Annotated in this window: 11 protein-coding genes; 4 read left to right on the top strand and 7 right to left on the bottom strand. The window is 34.0% G+C overall.

The features are described 5' to 3' along the window. From WBQ70_RS09345 to WBQ70_RS09330, 4 genes are all read right to left on the bottom strand, one after another. Window positions 1-7,935, bottom strand: a 7,935-nt coding sequence (locus WBQ70_RS09345; RefSeq protein ID WP_423913283.1) for a SpvB/TcaC N-terminal domain-containing protein, incomplete at its 3' end; no start/stop codon positions are given. Window positions 7,936-7,945: 10 nt separating this feature from the next. Next, a complete protein-coding gene (locus WBQ70_RS09340) occupies window positions 7,946-9,904 on the bottom strand; it encodes a T9SS type A sorting domain-containing protein (RefSeq protein WP_423913280.1) in 1,959 nt (652 codons plus the stop codon). Between the two features lie 18 nt (window positions 9,905-9,922). Continuing rightward, window positions 9,923-10,654 (bottom strand): outer membrane beta-barrel protein, encoded by a 732-nt coding sequence (locus tag WBQ70_RS09335; RefSeq protein WP_423913277.1) that lies wholly within the window; start codon window positions 10,652-10,654, stop codon window positions 9,923-9,925. 260 nt (window positions 10,655-10,914) lie between these two features. After that, complete coding sequence (locus WBQ70_RS09330; protein ID WP_423913275.1) at window positions 10,915-11,601, bottom strand: outer membrane beta-barrel protein; 687 nt, start codon at window positions 11,599-11,601, stop codon at window positions 10,915-10,917. A 491-nt stretch (window positions 11,602-12,092) separates the two neighbouring features. Between WBQ70_RS09330 and gyrB the strand changes: the two genes are divergently transcribed. From gyrB to WBQ70_RS09310, 4 genes are all read left to right on the top strand, one after another. Beyond that, entirely contained in the window at window positions 12,093-14,039 is a 1,947-nt protein-coding gene (gene gyrB, locus WBQ70_RS09325; protein WP_423913273.1) for a DNA topoisomerase (ATP-hydrolyzing) subunit B, read from the top strand. A gap of 71 nt (window positions 14,040-14,110) precedes the next feature. After that, the gene (mdh, locus tag WBQ70_RS09320; RefSeq protein WP_423913270.1) at window positions 14,111-15,046 is read left to right on the top strand and encodes a malate dehydrogenase; all 936 of its coding nucleotides are present in this window, start codon (window positions 14,111-14,113) and stop codon (window positions 15,044-15,046) included. A gap of 227 nt (window positions 15,047-15,273) precedes the next feature. Then, window positions 15,274-18,243 (top strand): protein translocase subunit SecDF, encoded by a 2,970-nt coding sequence (gene secDF, locus WBQ70_RS09315; protein ID WP_423913268.1) that lies wholly within the window; start codon window positions 15,274-15,276, stop codon window positions 18,241-18,243. Window positions 18,244-18,364: 121 nt separating this feature from the next. After that, complete coding sequence (locus tag WBQ70_RS09310) at window positions 18,365-18,946, top strand: acyloxyacyl hydrolase (RefSeq protein WP_423913265.1); 582 nt, start codon at window positions 18,365-18,367, stop codon at window positions 18,944-18,946. A gap of 195 nt (window positions 18,947-19,141) precedes the next feature. Here WBQ70_RS09310 and lgt read toward each other — a convergent pair whose 3' ends face one another. The 3 genes from lgt to WBQ70_RS09295 all read right to left on the bottom strand — a co-directional run. Continuing rightward, window positions 19,142-20,068, bottom strand: coding sequence for a prolipoprotein diacylglyceryl transferase (gene lgt / locus WBQ70_RS09305; protein WP_423913264.1), 927 nt, complete (start codon window positions 20,066-20,068; stop codon window positions 19,142-19,144). 107 nt (window positions 20,069-20,175) lie between these two features. After that, the gene (yidD, locus tag WBQ70_RS09300; protein WP_423913262.1) at window positions 20,176-20,409 is read right to left on the bottom strand and encodes a membrane protein insertion efficiency factor YidD; all 234 of its coding nucleotides are present in this window, start codon (window positions 20,407-20,409) and stop codon (window positions 20,176-20,178) included. Window positions 20,410-20,472: 63 nt separating this feature from the next. After that, window positions 20,473-20,643 (bottom strand): CysS/YqeB C-terminal domain-containing protein (locus WBQ70_RS09295; RefSeq protein WP_423913285.1); only part of this gene is annotated, 171 nt, incomplete at its 5' end.

Raw genomic sequence — 20,643 nt, 5'->3', positions numbered from 1 at the left:
TGGAGCGCTATTTTTTATGCCCAGTACATTCCCCATTAAATCATAGTTATAAGCATTGTTCATTACAACTCGCGTGCCACTATTGACTTTCATTTGTTGCAAGCGGCGCATTTGTGGGTCATAATTATAGGTGGTCTCGGTGTTGTTACCGTATTTTAGGTAGTTGCGTTGTTCAAATTCGTCATAGCCCAATTGCTTGATGTAGTCATAGGTATGACTTTCTTTTTTACCTTGCATTGCATATAAATTTCCTGCTCTATTATAGGCATAATCCAAGACTTCGCCATCAGGATAGGTCATTTTCTGGATGCGGTTCCAAGTGTCATACTGGGTTTGGGTCACGTATGTTTGAATGTCAGTTGGGGTGATGCGTAGCGTACGAATTTCTTTTTCGACTTCACCTAGTTTACCATAAAAAAACTCTTGCCCACCCGAAGCGTCTTCTACCAGCCACAAGCGGCCTCTTCTGGCTACTGTACCCTCGGCTTTGCCATAATGATAGCGCACATTGTTTTGTGTGTTTCTCGGGTACTTTATTTCTTGGAGTCGGTTGTAATCATATTCATAAGTAATAGCACCACCGTTTGGTATGGTGTTTCTGATATCGGCGGTGATGCGTTGTGTCATGTTATTTGCCAAGTCATACTTTGTTTCTATAGTACCCGCATCTGGATGGATGAGTTGGGTTCTACGTCCCATAAGATCATAACTACTTTTGGTTATTTGTCCCAATGCATTAGTCACTTCGAGGAGTTCGCTTAGGGCATTATAATCAAATTTGGTTACCAATTCTCCTTCGGCACTGTTTTGTATCGAAGATAAACTGAGTCCTTTTACATCGGTATGACTCCGACTTACTACGCCCAAAGCATCGGTTTGGGTGGTTAACAAAGTAGGAACGCTATTGAATTGATCTATTTTGAATTCAGTACGGTGGGTACTACCATCTGGATAAACTACTTTATACGCACGATTGCGACTGTCATACTCGGTTTTAGTGGGAGTAACGGTGCTTAGTGCGGTACTAAAGTCGGCGTTTAAAGTGGTGGTAGTAGTAGGGTAGTAGCTCTCAATTGCTCTTCCAAAAGCATCATAAATCACCTTGCCCGAAATAATATGCGCTTCTTGATCTGCACTGCCTGCTGCAGTAAACAAACTGGCTGTTTTCTTAACTTGTAGCGCACGCCCTAATCCATCAGTATACGTATAGGTTTCGATATCCTTGTCGTGTTCGGGGTCGTAATTTCGGGTTTTGGCATAGGGTACCACCGCATCTGGATAGTATTCATACGCTATGGTGTAGGGTTTGCCTGCTGCAATTTCATACGGCCCTCTAATAGTAGCTACCCGTCCTTTATTATCCAAGGTATATTCCATTTCCTGATCGTTTCGATCCGTTGTTTTGACAGGAATACCATACTTATAATCGTATTGCATTTGGTTTTTATATCCAAAAACATCTTGAATACCAGTCATATACGAATGTACTTGGTCGTCATAAGTATAATCTAGCGTGGCACGTTGCTTTTTATAATTTTCGGGAGCAGTAATTTTTTTTAAATTACCGTACTCATCATATTCAATATCAGTTACGGCCGCCTCACTAGCCGAAAGGTAGTTTTTTATTTGAGTAACCTCGGCAGTTGTAGGATTGATAGTTGTACTACGTTTGCGTTTAAGGCCTTCATTAGTAAACACTTCAATTTGTTTAGCAATTCCGTCATAATAAGGAGTGCTACTGTTGTAATAACTTATTTTGGCGGTTACTTTGTCATTAGGAGTTCCGTTGCCTAAATCTACATATTCTATGATATTTCCGGTAGCATCAAAGGTGTTAATAGTGCTACTCTCTAGATAGTCACTGCCTTCAAAATGCTTTTCGGTGGTTTGTAGGGGTGCTATAAATACCGAAACTGCATCTGTGGCAGGGCTTGCCAAATCATTCTCGTTAATGTCAGCTTGGGTTGTGGCATTTGTCCAGCGGTAACGGCTACTGCTTTCTTGTAAAAGAGTAGTACCATCGGTATCCAACATTTTGGATAATTTGGCTAAATTTTTTCTAAAATAATCTCGGTTGTAAAACTCTTGAATAGATGTTGTATAAACGCTATTGTCTGTAGTATTGATTTGTTGTTGAATTACTTTTTCAAAACCATAAAAATCACGTTCTCTACGGTCATAATAAGGATTTTCATAGATAAATTTGCTTTTCATCTCATCTACACCATCGCCAGTATGACCGTCAAATACGGTGGTTTCACTCAATACCCATAGCGGATTGGGGCATTCGTAGGTGGGTTTTATCAAAGTATAATCTACCGCAAAATGATTTCCTGCGGCATTGGTTGCGCCTTTAAGCTTGTTGGTACGACCTATGGTAGAGAGGCGTACAATGAGGTGGTCTTCGTCTTCAGACTCAATATAGTCCAAATAACCATCACCGTTCATGTCCATCAAAGTTCCTTCGGAACGACTTATACTTTCTCCGCTATTTCCACCAATACTAATTGCCAAACGAAGAAAAAACAAAGGTATTGGTATGGTACCACCTGCATTAATACCATAACTTATGCTACTGTTTTTATTTATTGCTTTGTAACGAGGATAGATTATTTGAGGAGCAAAACCATTTCCTAGATTCAAGGAAACCTTAATTTCGGTATCCGTATATTCAATTTTATCGGCTAGTCCATCTGCATTAATATCCATAACAGCGTTTTCTGTTTGCGAAGTAGATCTAGCATAGTTTGCCCCACCTGTAAAAGAGGCTTTCTTGAAACTAAAACCTAAACCTGCACTCCAATCTACTGACTTTCCTGCATTTAAGGTGTTGAAATTCCAATTTTCGGTATTCAAAAAGCCATACCCTGTACCCAAAGCTACGGTACCATTATCCGAAACCTTATCAGGGATTCCATCTCCATTGATATCGATATGTGCTTGTTCTGAATGATCGTCCCCAAAACCAGCAGAGCCCGAAGGTGAAAATGAAACAAATTTACTTGCTTTTTCAGATTCAATAGCGCTAGCAATCTTTGCAGATAATACTTTAGCATCTTTTGTGCCACTAGCTTTTAATTGAGCACTAAGTTTGGCAACACCATGACTATAAGAACCTCCTGTGTCCACACCTGTAGATCCCGTGATACTTTTACTAAAATCGCCAATTTGTACTACTTGATTAGAGAGCCCTCCTCTTGGATTGGTTATTTGTAGTTTTTGATCTTGAAAACGATCAGGGAAACGATCTCCATTAAAATCGCTCATAGTTTCTATAACAATAGATTCTCCGTTCTTTGATTGTGTATAGCCCGCACTTATCGAACCTACGCTTGCTCCACCGCCGTAGCTAGTACTTTTATTTTCGGTTATCATATCGGTAGCTGTAGTGGTACCTCCACCAATAGTTAATGGTGGTAAACTAAAATCATGGTATTGTACAATATCATCTTCACCCAAACGGGCAGTTCCCATTTCTTTGCCACTGATGTACATGTTTTTTTCTAATCCATAATATCTGTTCTCGCTGTAAACAGGAAATAAACTAGTGAAATAAGTGTTTTCTAATCCACTAGAAGGATCTGATTCCTGAGGTTCGCTGTCAGTGTCCGGAAGATTATCTTCACTATCATTATAGGAAGCGGAGGAGAATAAAGCGGCAGTATTAATGGTGGAATTACCATCATTTCGAATCAAAAAACATCCCCAATTTCGGTATTTTAATCCCAATTCTAATTCCTGTTTGTTTAAGATAGGATTTCCTTCATTACCTACCAAAGAATAAATTGAAAAATCATCTGTTTCAAATAATTCATATTTTAGAATTGGTTTATCATCTTCGTCTAATTCAGTGTATTCTTGTCTAAATTTAATTTTTAGCGCATTAAATTTTGGGTAATTACGCAATATAGTTATAGCTTTGGGATTAGAAATAGTAACTTCTACTTGAAAAGGGGTTTCTTTTTCTACAAAATCATAAACGTATCCTGTTTCATTTAAGGTTGTTGTAGGTTCTAAAACTCCATTTTTTAAATTATAGGTTTTTTTAGCAACCAATTTATTATTCTGTTTGGCAGTCAGAATTACTTTTGAATCAAATTCAGCATTAGGAGTATCTGTATTCAGAGTATAATCATCTTCATCGATATACATTTCTATTGGCGCTGTAGCCAAGACCGTACTTTGTTTTCCAGGAATGACATAGTTTCCTTCTCTCTTTCTAAATAAAGTATGATCTACTTCAAGTAGTTTATTTTCAAGAACCGATTGCACAGGATATACAACACTCGGTTTAAAATCAATAGCTTTCCAGTCAATGTTTGTTTCTGTTTCCAAAATAATTCTTACTCCTGTAAAAGCATCAACGGAGTAGGAAGGGATGCTCGTTAAATCAAAATCAACCGCCTCTTTTGCATCAAAAAGTTGAGTATAAAGTTCTATTTCAGAATTATCAGGTTCTGGTTTTTTCTTTATCAACTTTAAAACAACATGATCAGAGGTTATAGGTTTTATAAAATGACCCGCAAACTGTATTGTAGTCGTTTCTGGAATTAAAATAGAAGCTTTGGAACTCACTAAAAAATCTTCGGTAGCATCATAATCAGTTAATGATAGTGAATTTACATCTTTAGTTAAGGGACTTATATTATTTAAAGCACTAGTGATTTCTCCTGTAAGTGGATTTCTTTCAGAATGTAAAACCTTGGTGTAATGTATTTTTGGATTCCAATTTACCTTGTCAAAATTACCATCATAGACAGCACTTACTCTAAAAAACAATTTGTCTCCTTTTTTTACATTAAAAGTTTGATCTGGTTTTGTAATCAGATTATAATTTGTCGCCGCTATCTTTTCATCCCAAATTAAAATAGTTCCTTTTTGAAAATACAAATGAACTCCATCTGCTTTATCAGTACCATCATTTTTTAGGTAATTTTTGCGAGCTTCTATACGTTCTGGAATAACTTCTTCTATTAAATTAAATGCTTGAGAAACAATAATTTCTCCATCTACAGGGGCTTCCCAAGTTCTGACAATATCTTCTAAAGGATTTTTTCTTTCTAATTCGTTAATATCTATTTTTGTGGAAGGATTTATAAGTACCACTCCATCACTAGATACAGGAGAAGGAGTTCCTGAACTACTTTTTTGAAAAGTTGGCACGCCATTAACCAATCTATTGTAATAAACTTGACCATTATTTACAAAATCGACTAATCCATCACCGTTAAAGTCCATGAAATAACTTTTGACACTAGATTTTCCAGTCAATTTATCAAAACCTAAATTTCCTCCAACGCTTCCTGCACCAAGAATAGCATCTACTCCCCAAGCAAAGGAACTGGATTTAACATGACCAATATTAAGTATTCCAGGAATTTGTATTGGGTCGCCAAACCCCATATTATTAGAAACATTAGAGAGGTTTTTTCTATAAAAAACTCCACTATCATTTTTAAAAACTTTGTCAGGTAATCCATCACCATCCAAATCTTCTAACATAACTGCTGTACTAGAACTTCCAAAACTATTACTACCGTGAGGACCAACAGTATTTGTTTTAAAACTACCAATTTTAGCAATCCCGACACCAACCCTATAATTAAACCCTGTACTAGAACCACTAGAACTACTTACCAAAGGTTGGAAACCGTTAAAACCAACAGGAAAATTAAAAATCTTAACTTTCAAATGATCATCAGGCACATTCCAATTCTCTTCTGGTCCAAACGGAGTGTATTTCCCTGATGCATCTCTTACATCATCATAATAGTCTAAAGTATTGGTATAAAACAAAGCACCTTTGGAATCCAGCTCTGTTACTGAAGCCAAGAGGGTTTTATTAAAAGCGCCTTCTTTGTATTTTAATTCATAAGAGCGTACCATTTCGTCTTTGAAACGAACTTCTATTTTTCGTAATAATTTATCATTTAGTTGTTTGAATCCTAGTCTAGCATTGATCATTACATCTTTTCGGGTCGCTTCACCTAAATCAGCATCCTTTATAAAACGTACTGAATAAGCTCCTTTATCAGCCCCTTTACCTGTATAATAAATGGTTTTGATAAAAAGTTCACCACTGCTTTTTTCGTATTCATAAGTTATTGTATTTCCTCTCAAATCGACTTGCATGGACAATGCCCAGTGCCCAATATTACCATTGACATCTTGTAAAACACTGTTGACTGCTAAACCCGTAGGCGTACCTCCATAATAACTTATGATGCCACTTTTATCCGTAACTACCCAATAATAATTTTGAGGAGAATTTCCTTTTCGAATAATTTTTTGAAAAGCGCCTTCTTTTCGGGGTCTAAATTGCTTGTCGGCAGTACGGCTCACCCAAGCTGAACGGTGTGCATTGGGCAAGAGTCCGTCACCGGCAATGTTGTAACTTTCGGTTTCTAAATTAGAATCGTACCGTGGTGTTCCCCATCGGGTTTCTATATTTACGGACGGAATGGATACATCCCAACCCCATCCTGCCCAACTGTGACTACCATCGCTAGAATATTGCAACGCCAGTGAGGGTTGCATACCACTACGCCCTTTGGGGATTTGAATTCCAAAACTGGTTGTTCCTGCTCCATTAGGATTGGCCGATGGAGGTGCTATTGAACCCATACCTACTAAGGGACTTGCTGCTTTCAAATCCTTAATACTTGTTGGTGTATAGCCCGAAGTCTCAGGAGATTCGGGTAATTTGATAATTCCAGCAATAAAGTCGGTAAAATGAGTAGTTTTAGCGACTAATTGTCCTTGAGCAATTATCAAACTATCTTTGGCTACTTCCTTCCACTGTCTTTTAAATTCATCAAAATAAAAGATATTGATATCTTTTTCAGTATACCCTTCGGGAATTAACTTTTTGTCATAATGAATACCTATTTGTACCGCTTTTTCAAACTTTGTGCCATGTGGCAATAAGCGATATCCTGCATTTTGATGGGTGACATTGATCATTGAGGTATTGAGTGCTGCAATATCTTTGGATCTTAATCCTTGAACTGAAATGGAGATATCTTTTTTGACTGCCTCTGTTGGAAACGTAGCCCAAAGACCATTATAAGAAACGTTTCCGCCTCCTGAAGTTGTTATTTTTTGCTGTTTTATAGCCTTAATGGCAAGTGTTGTTTTATAGTTTTGTACGGCAATAAAATCGGATTTATGAAGTGTTGTTTGGGATTTTATTCCTTTTTTGTCTACTTTTTCAATACGTATGGTTTGATGATTTACATCAATGATACATTCCATTTCAAATTCAGGCTGATTAACATCTATTTCTTTATCGTCAATACGTAAGGATTGAGTTAAACTGCTTGAAATAGCTCCTTTAATATATAATTTATCTTCAAAGCGCAACAATTCATACCCTTCATTTTCTGTTTTTTGTCTATAGGTAATTTTGATGTTTTTTACTTTATATCCTTCTGTAACCGTCAAAGGAGCAGTAAAGAGTAAGGTGTTATCTCCTTTGCGCAATATGGTATTCGAAACCAATTCTTGCTGTAATGTCCATGCTTGTTTTTTTGATATAAAACCACCTCCCATGCTTGGCAAGTTGTTAATACTTCGAGAAATAGAACCTGAGTGACTGTAGCCGTACAATTCATATTCTAAATACGCTTGTTGGTTTGCCGTAGGAAGTTGATTAATAGTAATATGAAATACATTGTCATAAGCATCATCTTGCTCATCTACTTTTGTGATTCCTATTATACCTTGGTTAATATCAGCTTCATAACTGTTGGAAGGAACTGCTGTAACAGGAATTTTTTTGAGAATTGCACTCGGACTGTTTTTTACAATTATAGTTTCTTCTATATTCGCATTCTTCGAAAAAATAGCATCAGTTATTTTTTTGGCTATATTAAATTGGGTAGCAAAAACCACAAAACTAATTAAGAATAAAAATGTTGCTAATTGTTTTTTCATAATCCTATTATTATTTTACAATCAATTTGATATTCTCTTCTCCAAAGAAAGAATTGATTTTAATGATATAAACGCCTGACGTAGGCAATTCTCCATGGTACCTTAGATTTTGTTGCGGTGCAAAAAAATCTTCAATTATTTTTTGCCCTGAAATAGTAAAAATGCATACCGTTCCTGAAGTTTCATTAGGAAACAAAGCTTCAACTGTAAAACGACCATCTATACTTGGATTAGGATAAACCATAATTTTTGTTTCTGAAAGAAGTTTTTCACCCGACACCTGAACTGAAAATTGTTTCATTGACTTGCAACCTTCACTGTTTTCTAGACGCAATTCATAATCTCCAGACTGACTTGTATTCAAACTGGCTGCAGTACTGATGCGATTTCCTTCATAAAACCATTCGTAGGTATAATTGTCTTCGGGCAGAACTAATTGGGTGTCTAACGACAAAGTTTGACCTACCAAAAGAGTGTATTGCGATTGAAAAGGAATTACTATACCATTACTGTCAGGGACATAAAAGGTTTCTTTGTAAGTATTTTTTTGCGCATCGGTAACTACATATTCATAATATCCAGAATCTATTTTAATCAATTGATTTGTAGTTGCTTCTTGTACCCAGTTTTTTATAATAGTTTCAGATTTGGTATTAGTCAAGTGTATTTCGAATGGTCCTTTACCTCCTTCAATTTTAAACTGTATGTTGCCCGATTGTATTAGTCCACAACTTGGTTTTACAATAGTAACGTTCGCAAACATGGCTGGAGCTACTTTAATTGAAAAAGCAACTTTTCCTGTGCCTTTTGGATCCCAAGAATATTCTTTTAATTGCAATTTTTCAGTGTTAGATATTGGTGCTAAAAGGGTATATTCTAAATCTTTGGCTTCAAAATTTCCAGTTCCACTTTGATCTACTTGCAACCAATAATATAAAGCGGGATCGAGGGCTTTATTTTTTTTAATTTGAGAAGCGTCAAATTCCCAATCAAGTCCTGATTTATTTTGTTGTAAATAATCTAAAATCCATTTTCGTGAAATTCCATCTGGTTGTCCTTGCTCTTGTTTTTTAACTGTTAAAGCTTTTCCGTTATCGCTCCAAAAAACAAAATAAGTATCTGGAATATCGTTAATATCACCATTAAAACCAACAGTTAGTAGGTTGTTTTCAAACGCATTACTGCTTTTAATTTGCCATAAATTACTCTTGTCATCACGCCCAATAGCTGTAATGGATTCCTCAAATCCTTTATGATTTTCTTGTTTCCAAATTGTTGTGCCTTGACTATTTAAGTAATTTTTAGTTTCCAATTGGGAGAGAGGAATACCATATTTTATAGCCAAATAACTAGCCACTTTTTGAGTTTCGATTGGCGAAAGAACTCTGTCATAGACTATAAGTTCACTAATTAAGGTCGTCAAAGGCAGGGGAGGTAAACGTTCATTAGTCGTTGTTGCGCCAAAGGAAAGCTGAAATGACTTGGCTTTTAAATCACTACGATTGTGTTGATAAATATGGAGATTTGGTTTACGAGGTTTTATAGTTGAGGGGTAACTTTTATAATTATATCCGTTTAAATTAACTAATCTTTTTGTCGTAGCAAGACTTGATGTTTTGTTAGGATCAGTTACATTCCATAAAATTTGTTCAGCCACACTATCTTTTAATTTATATACAAAAAACAGGGTTTGTTGTTTCATTTGAAGAGAATCCAAAGCCATTGTGATAGTATTGGTTTTTCCATCAAAAAAAAGTGCTGGATTAAAATTAAGTAATTCTCCTTTGCTATCTAATTTTGTAGTCAAAGATGCTGTAATAGTTCTATTTTCAAGACTATAATGTTCCTGTTTTTTTTTACCTAACAACCATAAAACAGGTTTGGACACTTGTGCAGGATTGTGGTCTTGTGCTTTAAGTCCAAAACTGAAAATAAATAGAACGAATACAATATATAATGTATGTTTCATAGTATTAAAATCATGATGTTATTGAAAATTATTAGTTTCATCAAAATGAAAACGGTAGCCTATACTTATACCAAAAGAGCTCATTTTATTTTTGACTTCTGAATATCGAAATCCATTTTCTTTTGTTTCTAAGGCATCTGAAAGACCTAAACTATATCGTATTCCGATAGTTATATCCGAATTGAATTCGTATCCTAAACCAAAAGTAGCCTTTAGGAAATTCTTACCCTCAAAGGATTCTTTAAGTACTTTTTGAACCGTTTCGTCTGGTTCAAAATCGATACCTCCGGGTCTAGATGCTCCGTTTGAAGTATAGGTCATATCATTCGGGTTAAGATTTAAGGCCAATGTTGGGCCTGCTCCTATATATAAGTTTTCAATAGGATAAAATTTGAATAAAATACCAGCATTCAAATAATTGTAATTAAACTTGATATTATATTCTAAGTCTTTAATGTTTTCGTATGTAAATTCTGGATATTGTTGTGAATATGAAATATCCGCCTCAATGCTCATTTTACTATCATAATTTTTTTTCCAATTAATATAAAAACCTGCTGTAAAACCAATATTTGGTACTTCTTTGGTAGAATACCCAGAATAAATACCTCTAGGAATTAAGGCAGGTTCAATATTATCCATTTTAGATTGGTTACCACCAACATATACACCGTAAGTAATTTCTTGAAAATATTGAGCATTCACGAAAGAAGTAATCAAGAACCCAATTAATATAAATAGTCGTTTCATATATTTAGTAAAAAAATATTAGTTTATATACCCAATCAGTATTTTTATTATTGTTAGTATGTAGTAAGATTTTGTTTATATATTAATGTAAAATAATTTGACATAAGTAGTTGGGTGTAATTGTTATTTATAGTTAAATTCTATAACTATAGTCACAATGAGTATTACGAATTGAATTTCATAATATGTATTTAGGCTCAGACAAACATTGTTGTTGTAATTATCTTTAGATTTTAATTTGATTATTTGCATCAAACGGTTTATAACTTATCAAAACTATAGCCTACACTAAAACTAAAAGTTGACGTTTTATTATTGTTTTCTGAAAATTGGAATGAATTATTTTTAGTTTTTAAAGCATCACTGATACCCAGATAATATCTAAAATCAATATTAAAATTTCTTTTAAATTCGTATCCTAATAAAAAACTCAAACTAAAATCATTTGAACCCTCGATACCATCTCTATAAAATTGGCGGTATTCTGTGTCAAATTGCTGTCCGAATTGGTTGGATTCATAGCTTATGTTTCCAGAGTTGAGATTAATGCCATAAAAAGCGCCTAAACCTACATTTAAGCCTCCAAGTGGGTAAACTTTATAGGAGGCTCCCACAATTAAATAGGAATAATCAAATCCAATTTCATACGTTTTCCCTGTTATATCTTCATATTTTACTTTTTCACCAGCTTTACGAAAAAGGAGTTCAGGTTGGATAGCAACACGGGTATCATAAAGTTTGAAATTGGCAAAAAATCCGGTTTCTATACCATAAACACCTTCACTTTTTAATGTATATTGTTGTAATGAATGGTCTCTTCCTGTAAGCATTTCAGGTAAGTTGCTTATTTTAGAGTGAATTGCTCCCAATTTAAGACCATAAGTAATCAATTCTACTTGTTGGGCATTCATAACCAAACTAAGAAGTAAAAAAGGAATCAATCTCATTTTTTATTTTTTTGACAAAAATATACAAAAACACTTATAAAAAATAAAAAAAAACTAATATGGGTGTTTTGTCATTATTGCTATTTTATGTTTAAATTTTCAATAGAATGAAAGCTTAGTTAATGAGTTTAAGTCGTAACATTTTATTTTTATTTCATTTCAATTTTTAAAACTTTAATTAGAAGATTAACACCTTCAATTGTAATAGCTAGTTTTGTGTGTTTAGATAAAAAAAACTGAAATTGGATTGGTTATTCTTTAAGTTTAAACTTTTTGTTTTAATTATTACTTCATAACTCCTGACTTTGAATATAAAAAATAGAGATATAAAATTATCCGTTCAGCGAGTATGATGACTTATAGCTTATGATTATAATTGACAATTATTGTTAATAACTTAAACCGTTAAAAGTATATTTTAATGGTGATATAATTTGAGTTTTTATATATTTGTTCGTTAGACAAAAAATTACATTTTTAGAATAAAAAACATGAGCGAAGAAATCAAGAAGGAAAATAATTATTCAGCAGATAGTATTCAGGCGTTAGAAGGAATGGAGCACGTAAGGATGCGTCCTTCCATGTATATTGGCGATGTAGGTGTTAGAGGTCTTCATCACTTAGTTTATGAGGTTGTTGATAACTCTATCGATGAGGCAATGGGAGGTCATTGTGATACGATTAGAGTCGATATAAATGAAGATGGATCGATATCTGTAGAAGATAATGGTCGTGGTATTCCAGTAGGGATGCATAAAAAAGAAGGAGTCTCCGCACTTGAGGTTGTAATGACTAAAATTGGTGCTGGGGGTAAATTTGACAAAGACTCTTATAAGGTCTCAGGAGGCTTACATGGTGTGGGGGTTTCCTGTGTGAATGCATTGTCTTCGCATTTAAGAGCTACCGTACACAGTAGTGATGGAAAGGTATATGAGCAAGAGTATGAAAGAGGGAAGGCTTTGTATCCTGTAAAACAAATTGGTGAAACGACTAAAAGAGGTACGATTGTTACTTTTTATCCAGATCCAACTATTTTTACACAAACCATTGAGTATTCTTACGATACTTTGTCTGCTCGTATGCGCGAATTGTCATTCTTGAATAAAGGAATTTCAATTACGTTTACTGATAAAAGGGAAACTGATAAAGATGGAAATTTCCTTTCGGAGTTATTTCATTCAACTGAAGGATTGAAAGAATATATTCGTTATCTTGATGGAAACCGTGAGCCTATTATTGCACACGTGATTTCAATGGATCACGAAAAAGGAGAGATTCCAGTGGAGGTAGCTTTGATTTATAACACAAGTTATAGTGAAAATATTTTTTCTTATGTAAACAATATTAATACGCACGAAGGAGGAACGCATTTACAAGGTTTTAGAAGTGGTTTAACACGAACGCTGAAGAAATATGCAGATGCTTCTGGAATGTTGGATAAATTAAAATTTGATATTGCTGGGGATGATTTTCGTGAGGGATTGACTGCTATTATTTCGGTAAAAGTAGCTGAACCGCAATTTGAAGGGCAAACCAAAACAAAATTAGGAAATAGAGAGGTAGTCTCGCCAGTAAGTCAAGCCGTAGGTGAGATGTTAGAGAATTATTTGGAAGAAAATCCAAATGATGCTCGTATCATCATTCAAAAAGTAATTTTGGCTGCTCAAGCCCGTCATGCGGCTAAGAAAGCGCGTGAAATGGTGCAACGTAAAACCGTAATGGGTGGTGGTGGATTGCCAGGAAAACTTTCTGATTGTTCTGAGCAAGATCCTGCAAAATGTGAAGTGTACCTTGTCGAGGGAGATTCGGCAGGTGGTACTGCTAAGCAAGGTCGTGACCGTAATTTTCAAGCAATTTTACCATTAAGAGGTAAAATTTTGAATGTGGAAAAAGCAATGCATCACAAGGTTTTTGAAAACGAAGAGATTCGAAATATTTTTACGGCTCTTGGTGTAACAATTGGTACAGAAGAAGATAGTAAAGCATTGAATATTTCAAAACTGCGTTATCATAAAGTAATTATTATGTGTGATGCCGATGTCGATGGTAGCCATATTTCTACTTTGATTTTGACATTCTTTTTTAGATTCATGAAAGAATTAATTGAAGAAGGACATGTTTATATTGCAGCTCCACCTTTATATTTAGTTAAAAAAGGAAATAAAAAAGAGTATGCATGGAATGATGAGCAACGTGATCAAGCCAATTTAAGAATGGGTGGAAGTGCAGGAATTCAACGTTATAAAGGTCTTGGAGAGATGAACGCGGAGCAATTGTGGGAAACGACAATGGATCCAAGTTTTAGAACGTTACGTCAAGTAACAATTGATAGTTTGGCTGAGGCGGATCGTGTGTTTTCTATGTTGATGGGTGATGAAGTACCACCTCGTAGAGAATTCATCGAAAAAAATGCAGTTTATGCAAATATTGATGCTTAATTTAGTATTTTAGACCAGTCGTTTTTTGAACGGCTGGTAAAATAACTAATTAACTGATTAAACTGTTTAATATGAAAGTGTCAATAATAGGTGCAGGTAATGTAGGTGCAACTTGTGCGGATGTAATTTCTTATAGAGGAATAGCAAGTGAAGTAGTGTTATTAGATATCAAAGAAGGTTTCGCTGAAGGGAAAGCTTTAGATATCATGCAATGTGCTACAAATACTGGTTTTAATACAACTGTTTCAGGGGTGACTAATGATTATTCAAAAACGGCTAATAGTAATGTAGTAGTAGTAACTTCTGGGATTCCAAGAAAACCAGGAATGACTCGTGAAGAACTAATTGGGATTAATGCTGGAATCGTTAAGTCAGTTGTTCAAAGTGTTTTGGAATTTTCGCCTAATGCTATTTTTGTCATTGTTTCCAATCCTATGGATACAATGACTTATTTAACTTTGAAATCAACAGGATTGCCTAAAAACAGGATTATTGGAATGGGTGGAGCTTTAGATAGTTCTCGTTTTAGAACGTATTTAAGTCTGGCTCTTGATAAACCAGTAAATGATGTTTCAGCAATGGTTATTGGTGGGCATGGTGATACTACAATGATTCCTTTGACTCGCTTAGCTTCTTATAATGGAATTCCAGTTACCCAATTCTTATCTGATGAGGTTTTAGAGAAAGTAGCTGCCAGTACAATGGTTGGTGGTGCTACACTTACAGGGTTGTTAGGGACTTCAGCATGGTATGCACCAGGAGCTTCAGTTGCTTTTTTAGTAGATAGCATATTAAATAATCAAAGAAAAATGATTGCTTGTTCTGTTTATGTAGAAGGAGAGTACGGACAAAACGATATTTGTATAGGCGTTCCTTGTATTATAGGAGAGAATGGAGTCGAAGAAATTTTAGATATTGAGTTAAATGATCAAGAAAAAGCGTTATTTGCGAAGAGTGCTGATGCTGTTCGACAGATGAATGATGCCTTAAAATCGATTTTAAAATAATAAAAATACCGAATAAAAGTAAAGACTGCACTTTTGCAGTCTTTTTTTTGAGATTAATTAACAAATAAATTGGTTAATCTTTACCAGAATTATATATTTGCTCGGTTTATAAAAACAATACAATTATTGTTTTTCATTTTTTTATATAAAAAAATAAAGATTAGAATTGTGTTTGAGATTTTAAATAAAAATAATATAAATAACAAAATAATTAATTTTTAGTAATAATGCAGAATAAAGGACTTATTAAATTTTTCGCAATTCTATTTGCATTGGTGAGTATTTACCAACTCTCTTTCACATTTGTTTCCAGTTCCATCAAAAATGATGCAAAAGCTTTTGCAAATGGAAATCCTGATAAAGAATTAAAATATTTGGATTCTATCGGTAAAGAAAAAGTTTTTAACTTAGGATTTGCTGATTTTACTTTTGATGAGGTAAAAGACAAACAAATCAATAAAGGTCTAGACCTAGAAGGTGGTATCAATGTGATATTGCAAATTTCAGTGAAAGACATTTTAAAAGGATTATCAAATAATTCTAAAAATCCAGTGTTCAATAAATCATTGGCAGATGCTACGGTTAACCAAAAAGGAAATCAAACATACATTGATGCTTTTTTTGATGCTTTTGCAGCAAATTCAAAAGGAACGGTAAAATTAGCCTCTCCTGAAATTTTTGCAAACCGTTCTTTACAAGGTGAAGGTGGTGTTGATTTTCAAATGTCAGATGCTGAGGTTCAAAAAGTAATCAAAAGAAAAGTTGATGAGTCAGTTGAAAGTGCTTTTGGAGTACTAAGAAAACGTATTGATAAATTTGGTGTAACACAACCTAATATTCAAAAATTAGGAGAATCTGGACGTATCTTGGTTGAGTTACCAGGTGCTAAAGATGTCGATAGAATTAAAAAATTATTACAAAGTACGGCTCAATTAGAGTTTTGGGAAACGTATAAAATTGATGAGTTAGGTAATTTTTTAATGGCAGCTAATGAATCATTGAAAAAAACTGAAATCAATAAGGTTGAGACTAAAGCAGTTGTTAAAGATTCCTTGAGTGCTTTACTAACAGATACTAAAGACTCAGCTGCAACTAAAAAAGGAAACAATCCTTTATTTGATAAAATGTTATCGCAAGGTGGTGGTCCAGTTTTAGGTTTGTTTGCTCCAAAAGATACAGCTGTTGTTAATACTTATTTGAAAAGAGCTGATATTAGAATATTGTTAGCTTCAGATCAACGTTACGCAAAATTTGTTTGGGGTAAATTAACTACAATCAAAGATGATAAAAATAAAAGTATTGATGCAGTAGAATTATATGCATTAAAAGGAAATAGAGATAATATTGCTGCGATGAGTGGTGGTGTTGTTACTGATGCTAAAGATTCTTTTGATCAATTAGGAAAACCATCTGTTTCTATGCAAATGAATGGCCAAGGTGCTAAAGCTTGGGAAGAATTAACTGGTAGAGCTTTTACTCAAAAAAGCAACATTGCTATTGTTTTGGATGATGTAGTTTATTCTGCTCCAGGAGTTTCAAGTGGTCCAATTGCCGGAGGAAGATCTGAAATTTCAGGTACATTTGATGTGACTGAAACTAAAGATTTAGCAAACGTTTTAAGAGCAGGTAAATTACCAGCTGCTGCTGATATTGTTCAATCTGAAGTAGTAGGACCATCCTTAGGTCAAGAGGCTATTGATAATGGAACAACTTCTGCTATTGTAGGGATGCTTCTTGTTTCATTATGGATGATGGTGTATTATGGTAAAGCAGGTTGGTATTCTAATATTGCTTTGGCGGTTAACTTACTATTCTTATTTGGAATTTTGGCAAGTTTAGGTGCGGTACTTACATTGCCTGGTATTGCAGGGATTGTTTTAACAATGGGTACGGCTGTTGATGCGAATATCATTATTTATGAAAGAGCAAAAGAAGAATTGCGAGAAGGTAAATCGCTAGAAGAAGCCATTAAAACTTCTTATAGCTGGACTGGTGCAATGTCATCTATTACGGATGCTAACGTAACACATATCTTAACTGGAGCTGTTTTATTTATATTTGGTTCAGGACCAATCAAAGGTTTTGCTACTACATTATTAATTGGTATTGCAACATCTTTGTTTACTTCAATTTTCATCGCAAGAATCTTCTTGGATAGAAATTTAAGAACTAAAAATGATTTAACTTTCGTTACTAAGTTTTCTGAAAAAATATTCAACAATTTTAATTTTGATTTCTTAGGAAAGAAAAAATTTGCTTACATCTTTTCTGCAATAGTAGTAATTGTAAGTGTTGTATCATTATCAACTAACGGATTAGATCAAGGTGTTGACTTTGTAGGAGGAAGAACATTCCAAATTCGTTTTGACAAACCAATCGAAGCAGAAGTAGTTAAACAAGAATTATCAGGCGTATTTGGAAGTGCTGAAGCTAAAGTTTTTGGTAGTGATAATCAATTGAAAGTTACTACAAAATACAAAGTAAAAGAACACGGAATTGCTGCTGATGAAGAAGTGAATAAACTTTTGTTTGAAACTTTGAAACATCATTATGCTTCTGGATTAACTTATGATAAGTTTATTAACGCTTATGATGGTAAAAACATTGGAGTTCTACAAGCATCAAAAGTTGGACCAACAGTTGCAGAGGATATTAAAACAAATGCTTACTGGGCAGTTTTAGGAGCTATGGGATTAGTGTTCTTATATTTAATGATTAGTTTTAGAAAATGGCAATATAGTTTAGGTGCTATTGTTGCGGTTGCACATGACGTAATCTTTGTATTAGGAATTTATTCATTGTGTTATAAATTCATGCCTTTTGGGATGGAAATTGACCAACACTTTATCGCTGCTATATTAACGGTTATTGGATACTCTATGAATGATACTGTAATTGTATTTGACAGGGTTCGTGAATTTTTAGCAGGGAAAACCAAAGGTAACTTTGCTGAGATTGTAAATCAATCTATTAATACAACAATGTCAAGAACAATCAATACGTCATTAACAATGATTGTAGTATTGTTGATTATGTTTGTATTTGGTGGAGAGTCTATTAGAGGATTTATCTTCGCTATGCTTGTAGGTATCGTTGTTGGGACGTATTCTTCATTGTTTATCGCAACTCCAGTATTGGTTGATACGATTTCTAGAGAAGATAAATTACAAGTTGAAAAACAACATGAAGGAGCTTAATTTTATTAGGTTTACTATATCAAAGACTCAACTTTATAGTTGGGTCTTTTTTTTATCTGGTTTTTAATTTTATATAGTATATGTAATGAATTGTAAATACCTTTTTTGTGCATTGTTTTTTATGTTCAATTTTTTATTAAGCTATTCTCAAGTTGTTAATCATCAGTTTAATGTCGGATTGAAGTCAGGGGTAGGGAAGGAGTTTGAAAATTCAAATTATTCCTTTACTAATAAATATTATAAAATTGAGATTGATTATTTATTGAAAAAATATACGAGTATATCGTTTGAGATAGTGGTTCAGCCAGAGATAAACTTTGGTACACATCAATTACTTAATTTTTATTTTGTACAGCCTGAAGAAGCTGATTATGAAGCTAAAAGAGCTGAATTTACACAATTAAAAAATTTTAACCAATACATATTAAATGTTGGTTTTTTGGCTAGAAAAAAGCTTTTTAAACAACTTACTATTTTTGCATTAGCAAGTGTTGGTCCCATGATTTCAGATGTTGAAACAGAACGGTTGTCTAAAGGTTTTGCGTTTTCAGATGTGTTTACTTTAGGGTTGTCCTATAGTTTTAAACGAATACGTTTAGATATTAGTCCATCTGTTAGACATGTCTCTAATGCGGGTTTACAGTATTCTAATGCAGGTTTTAATACTAAAAATATTGAATTTGGATTGGTTCACGAATTTTAAACCATCGATCTAAAATAACTATATTGACTCTGTTCCGCGGTTTTTTTAGGTTTATAATTGGAGATAGTCGTTAGAAATAGTAATTCGCAATGAAGTTTTATTTATTTAAAAAAGCGAAGAGAGTATTCATTTTTTGAATACCCTCTTCGCTTTTTATAGTTAAATTTTATAACAATTGTAATGTTTAAATGTCAATTATATTTTAATAGGTTTGTCAGCTGTAAAAATAAAATAAAAACCAATCATGATAAACGGAATACTCAGCCACTGACCTGTAGACAATAAACCTAAGGCACTTTCAAAACCACCTTGACTTTCTTTTACATATTCAACAATGAAGCGAATAGTCCATAACAAAACTAAAAACATTCCAAATAGGTAGCCACGTTTGTTTCTAGCGTCTGTCTTCCAATATAAAAAGTACAATAGGGCAAATACAAAAATGTAGCAAAAAGCTTCGTATAGTTGCGCAGGATGTTTTAAAGGTACTTGTTGTAGTAAGGCAGCAAATTTTGGATTAGTAGCAATAGCACTATATGCTTCAGTAGGGTTAGCAATATTTGTTAAAGAAACAGCTTCTCTAGGTGAAAAATGATCTCTTATAAACTGAATTCCGAAAATAGAATCGGTTTGTTTACCAACGATTTCAGAGTTAAAAAAATTACCTAAACGAACAAAGATGGCACCGCTAGCAACGGCAATAACAACTCGATCTAAAATCCATAATAATGGTTTTTTGATTACGGTTTTACTATAATAATACATGGCTACAATAATGGATATCGCTGCTCCATGACTGGCCAATCCTTGGTATCCTGTAAATTCAAACTGTGGTGTAAAGCGGAATGGTAAAAATATTTCTAATAAATGATTGCGAAAATATTCCCAATCGTAAAATAAAACGTGTCCTAGTCTCGCACCAATTAAAGTAGCTAAAACAGTCCAAACGAATAAAGAATCTAAATTTTCAATGGATTCGTTTTCGCGTTCATATATTTTTTTCATGATGTACCATCCTAGTCCAAAAGCAATTACGAACATAAGGCTGTAGAAACGAATAATAAAAAATCCTAAATCAATACCTTCTGATGGGTTCCATACGATGTTTAAAGCGTGTGTCATTATCTATATATTTGGCGTAAAAATACAGTTTTTGTTGCTAGTATCAATATTAAATTGCTGTTATGACTGTTTCTTAAGAACAGTTTAACAATCTGTAAATTGAATAATTAGTACTTGCATTTTTTAGGAGGAACAGGGTCATAACCCGTTTTCCCCCATGGATGGCAACTTAAAATCCTTTTTACACCTAAATAACCACCACGAAAAAGACCGTGAATTTGTAAAGCCTCAATCATATAGGAGGAACAAGTAGGTTCAAATCGACAAGCGGCAGGAGTAAATGGAGATATTGCCACTTGATAAAACCGAACAAGAACTATGAATGGCGTGGTAATTTTCATTTTGATAGTCTTTGGAAAAAAAACAGGTTCGCTTTGTGTACCAAATGCGAACCTGAATCTAAATTATATAGAAAAGCTAGTGCCTTCTTTACTGTCTTTTAGTTGGATTCCAATTGCTAGTAATTGGTCTCTAATTTGGTCAGATAAAGCAAAATTCTTATCTGCTCGCGCTTGATTACGCATTTCGATTAAGAGTTTTACAGTGCCTTCTAATTTATCGTTAGAACCATCTCC

The sequence above is a fragment of the Flavobacterium sp. genome (assembly GCF_049590715.1).
Lineage (GTDB): Bacteria > Bacteroidota > Bacteroidia > Flavobacteriales > Flavobacteriaceae > Flavobacterium.
This window is presented reverse-complemented; position numbering and strand designations above follow the sequence as displayed.

What these genes read in the sequence shown, in the direction of transcription:
- gyrB (WP_423913273.1), top strand. Translation starts at nt 12,093, where the DNA reads ATGAGCGAAGAAATCAAGAAGGAAAATAATTATTCAGCAGATAGTATT.
- WBQ70_RS09335 (WP_423913277.1), bottom strand. Translation starts at nt 10,654, where the DNA reads ATGAAACGACTATTTATATTAATTGGGTTCTTGATTACTTCTTTCGTG.
- WBQ70_RS09310 (WP_423913265.1), top strand. Translation starts at nt 18,365, where the DNA reads ATGTTCAATTTTTTATTAAGCTATTCTCAAGTTGTTAATCATCAGTTT.
- yidD (WP_423913262.1), bottom strand. Translation starts at nt 20,409, where the DNA reads ATGAAAATTACCACGCCATTCATAGTTCTTGTTCGGTTTTATCAAGTG.
- WBQ70_RS09340 (WP_423913280.1), bottom strand. Translation starts at nt 9,904, where the DNA reads ATGAAACATACATTATATATTGTATTCGTTCTATTTATTTTCAGTTTT.
- lgt (WP_423913264.1), bottom strand. Translation starts at nt 20,068, where the DNA reads ATGACACACGCTTTAAACATCGTATGGAACCCATCAGAAGGTATTGAT.
- mdh (WP_423913270.1), top strand. Translation starts at nt 14,111, where the DNA reads ATGAAAGTGTCAATAATAGGTGCAGGTAATGTAGGTGCAACTTGTGCG.
- secDF (WP_423913268.1), top strand. Translation starts at nt 15,274, where the DNA reads ATGCAGAATAAAGGACTTATTAAATTTTTCGCAATTCTATTTGCATTG.
- WBQ70_RS09330 (WP_423913275.1), bottom strand. Translation starts at nt 11,601, where the DNA reads ATGAGATTGATTCCTTTTTTACTTCTTAGTTTGGTTATGAATGCCCAA.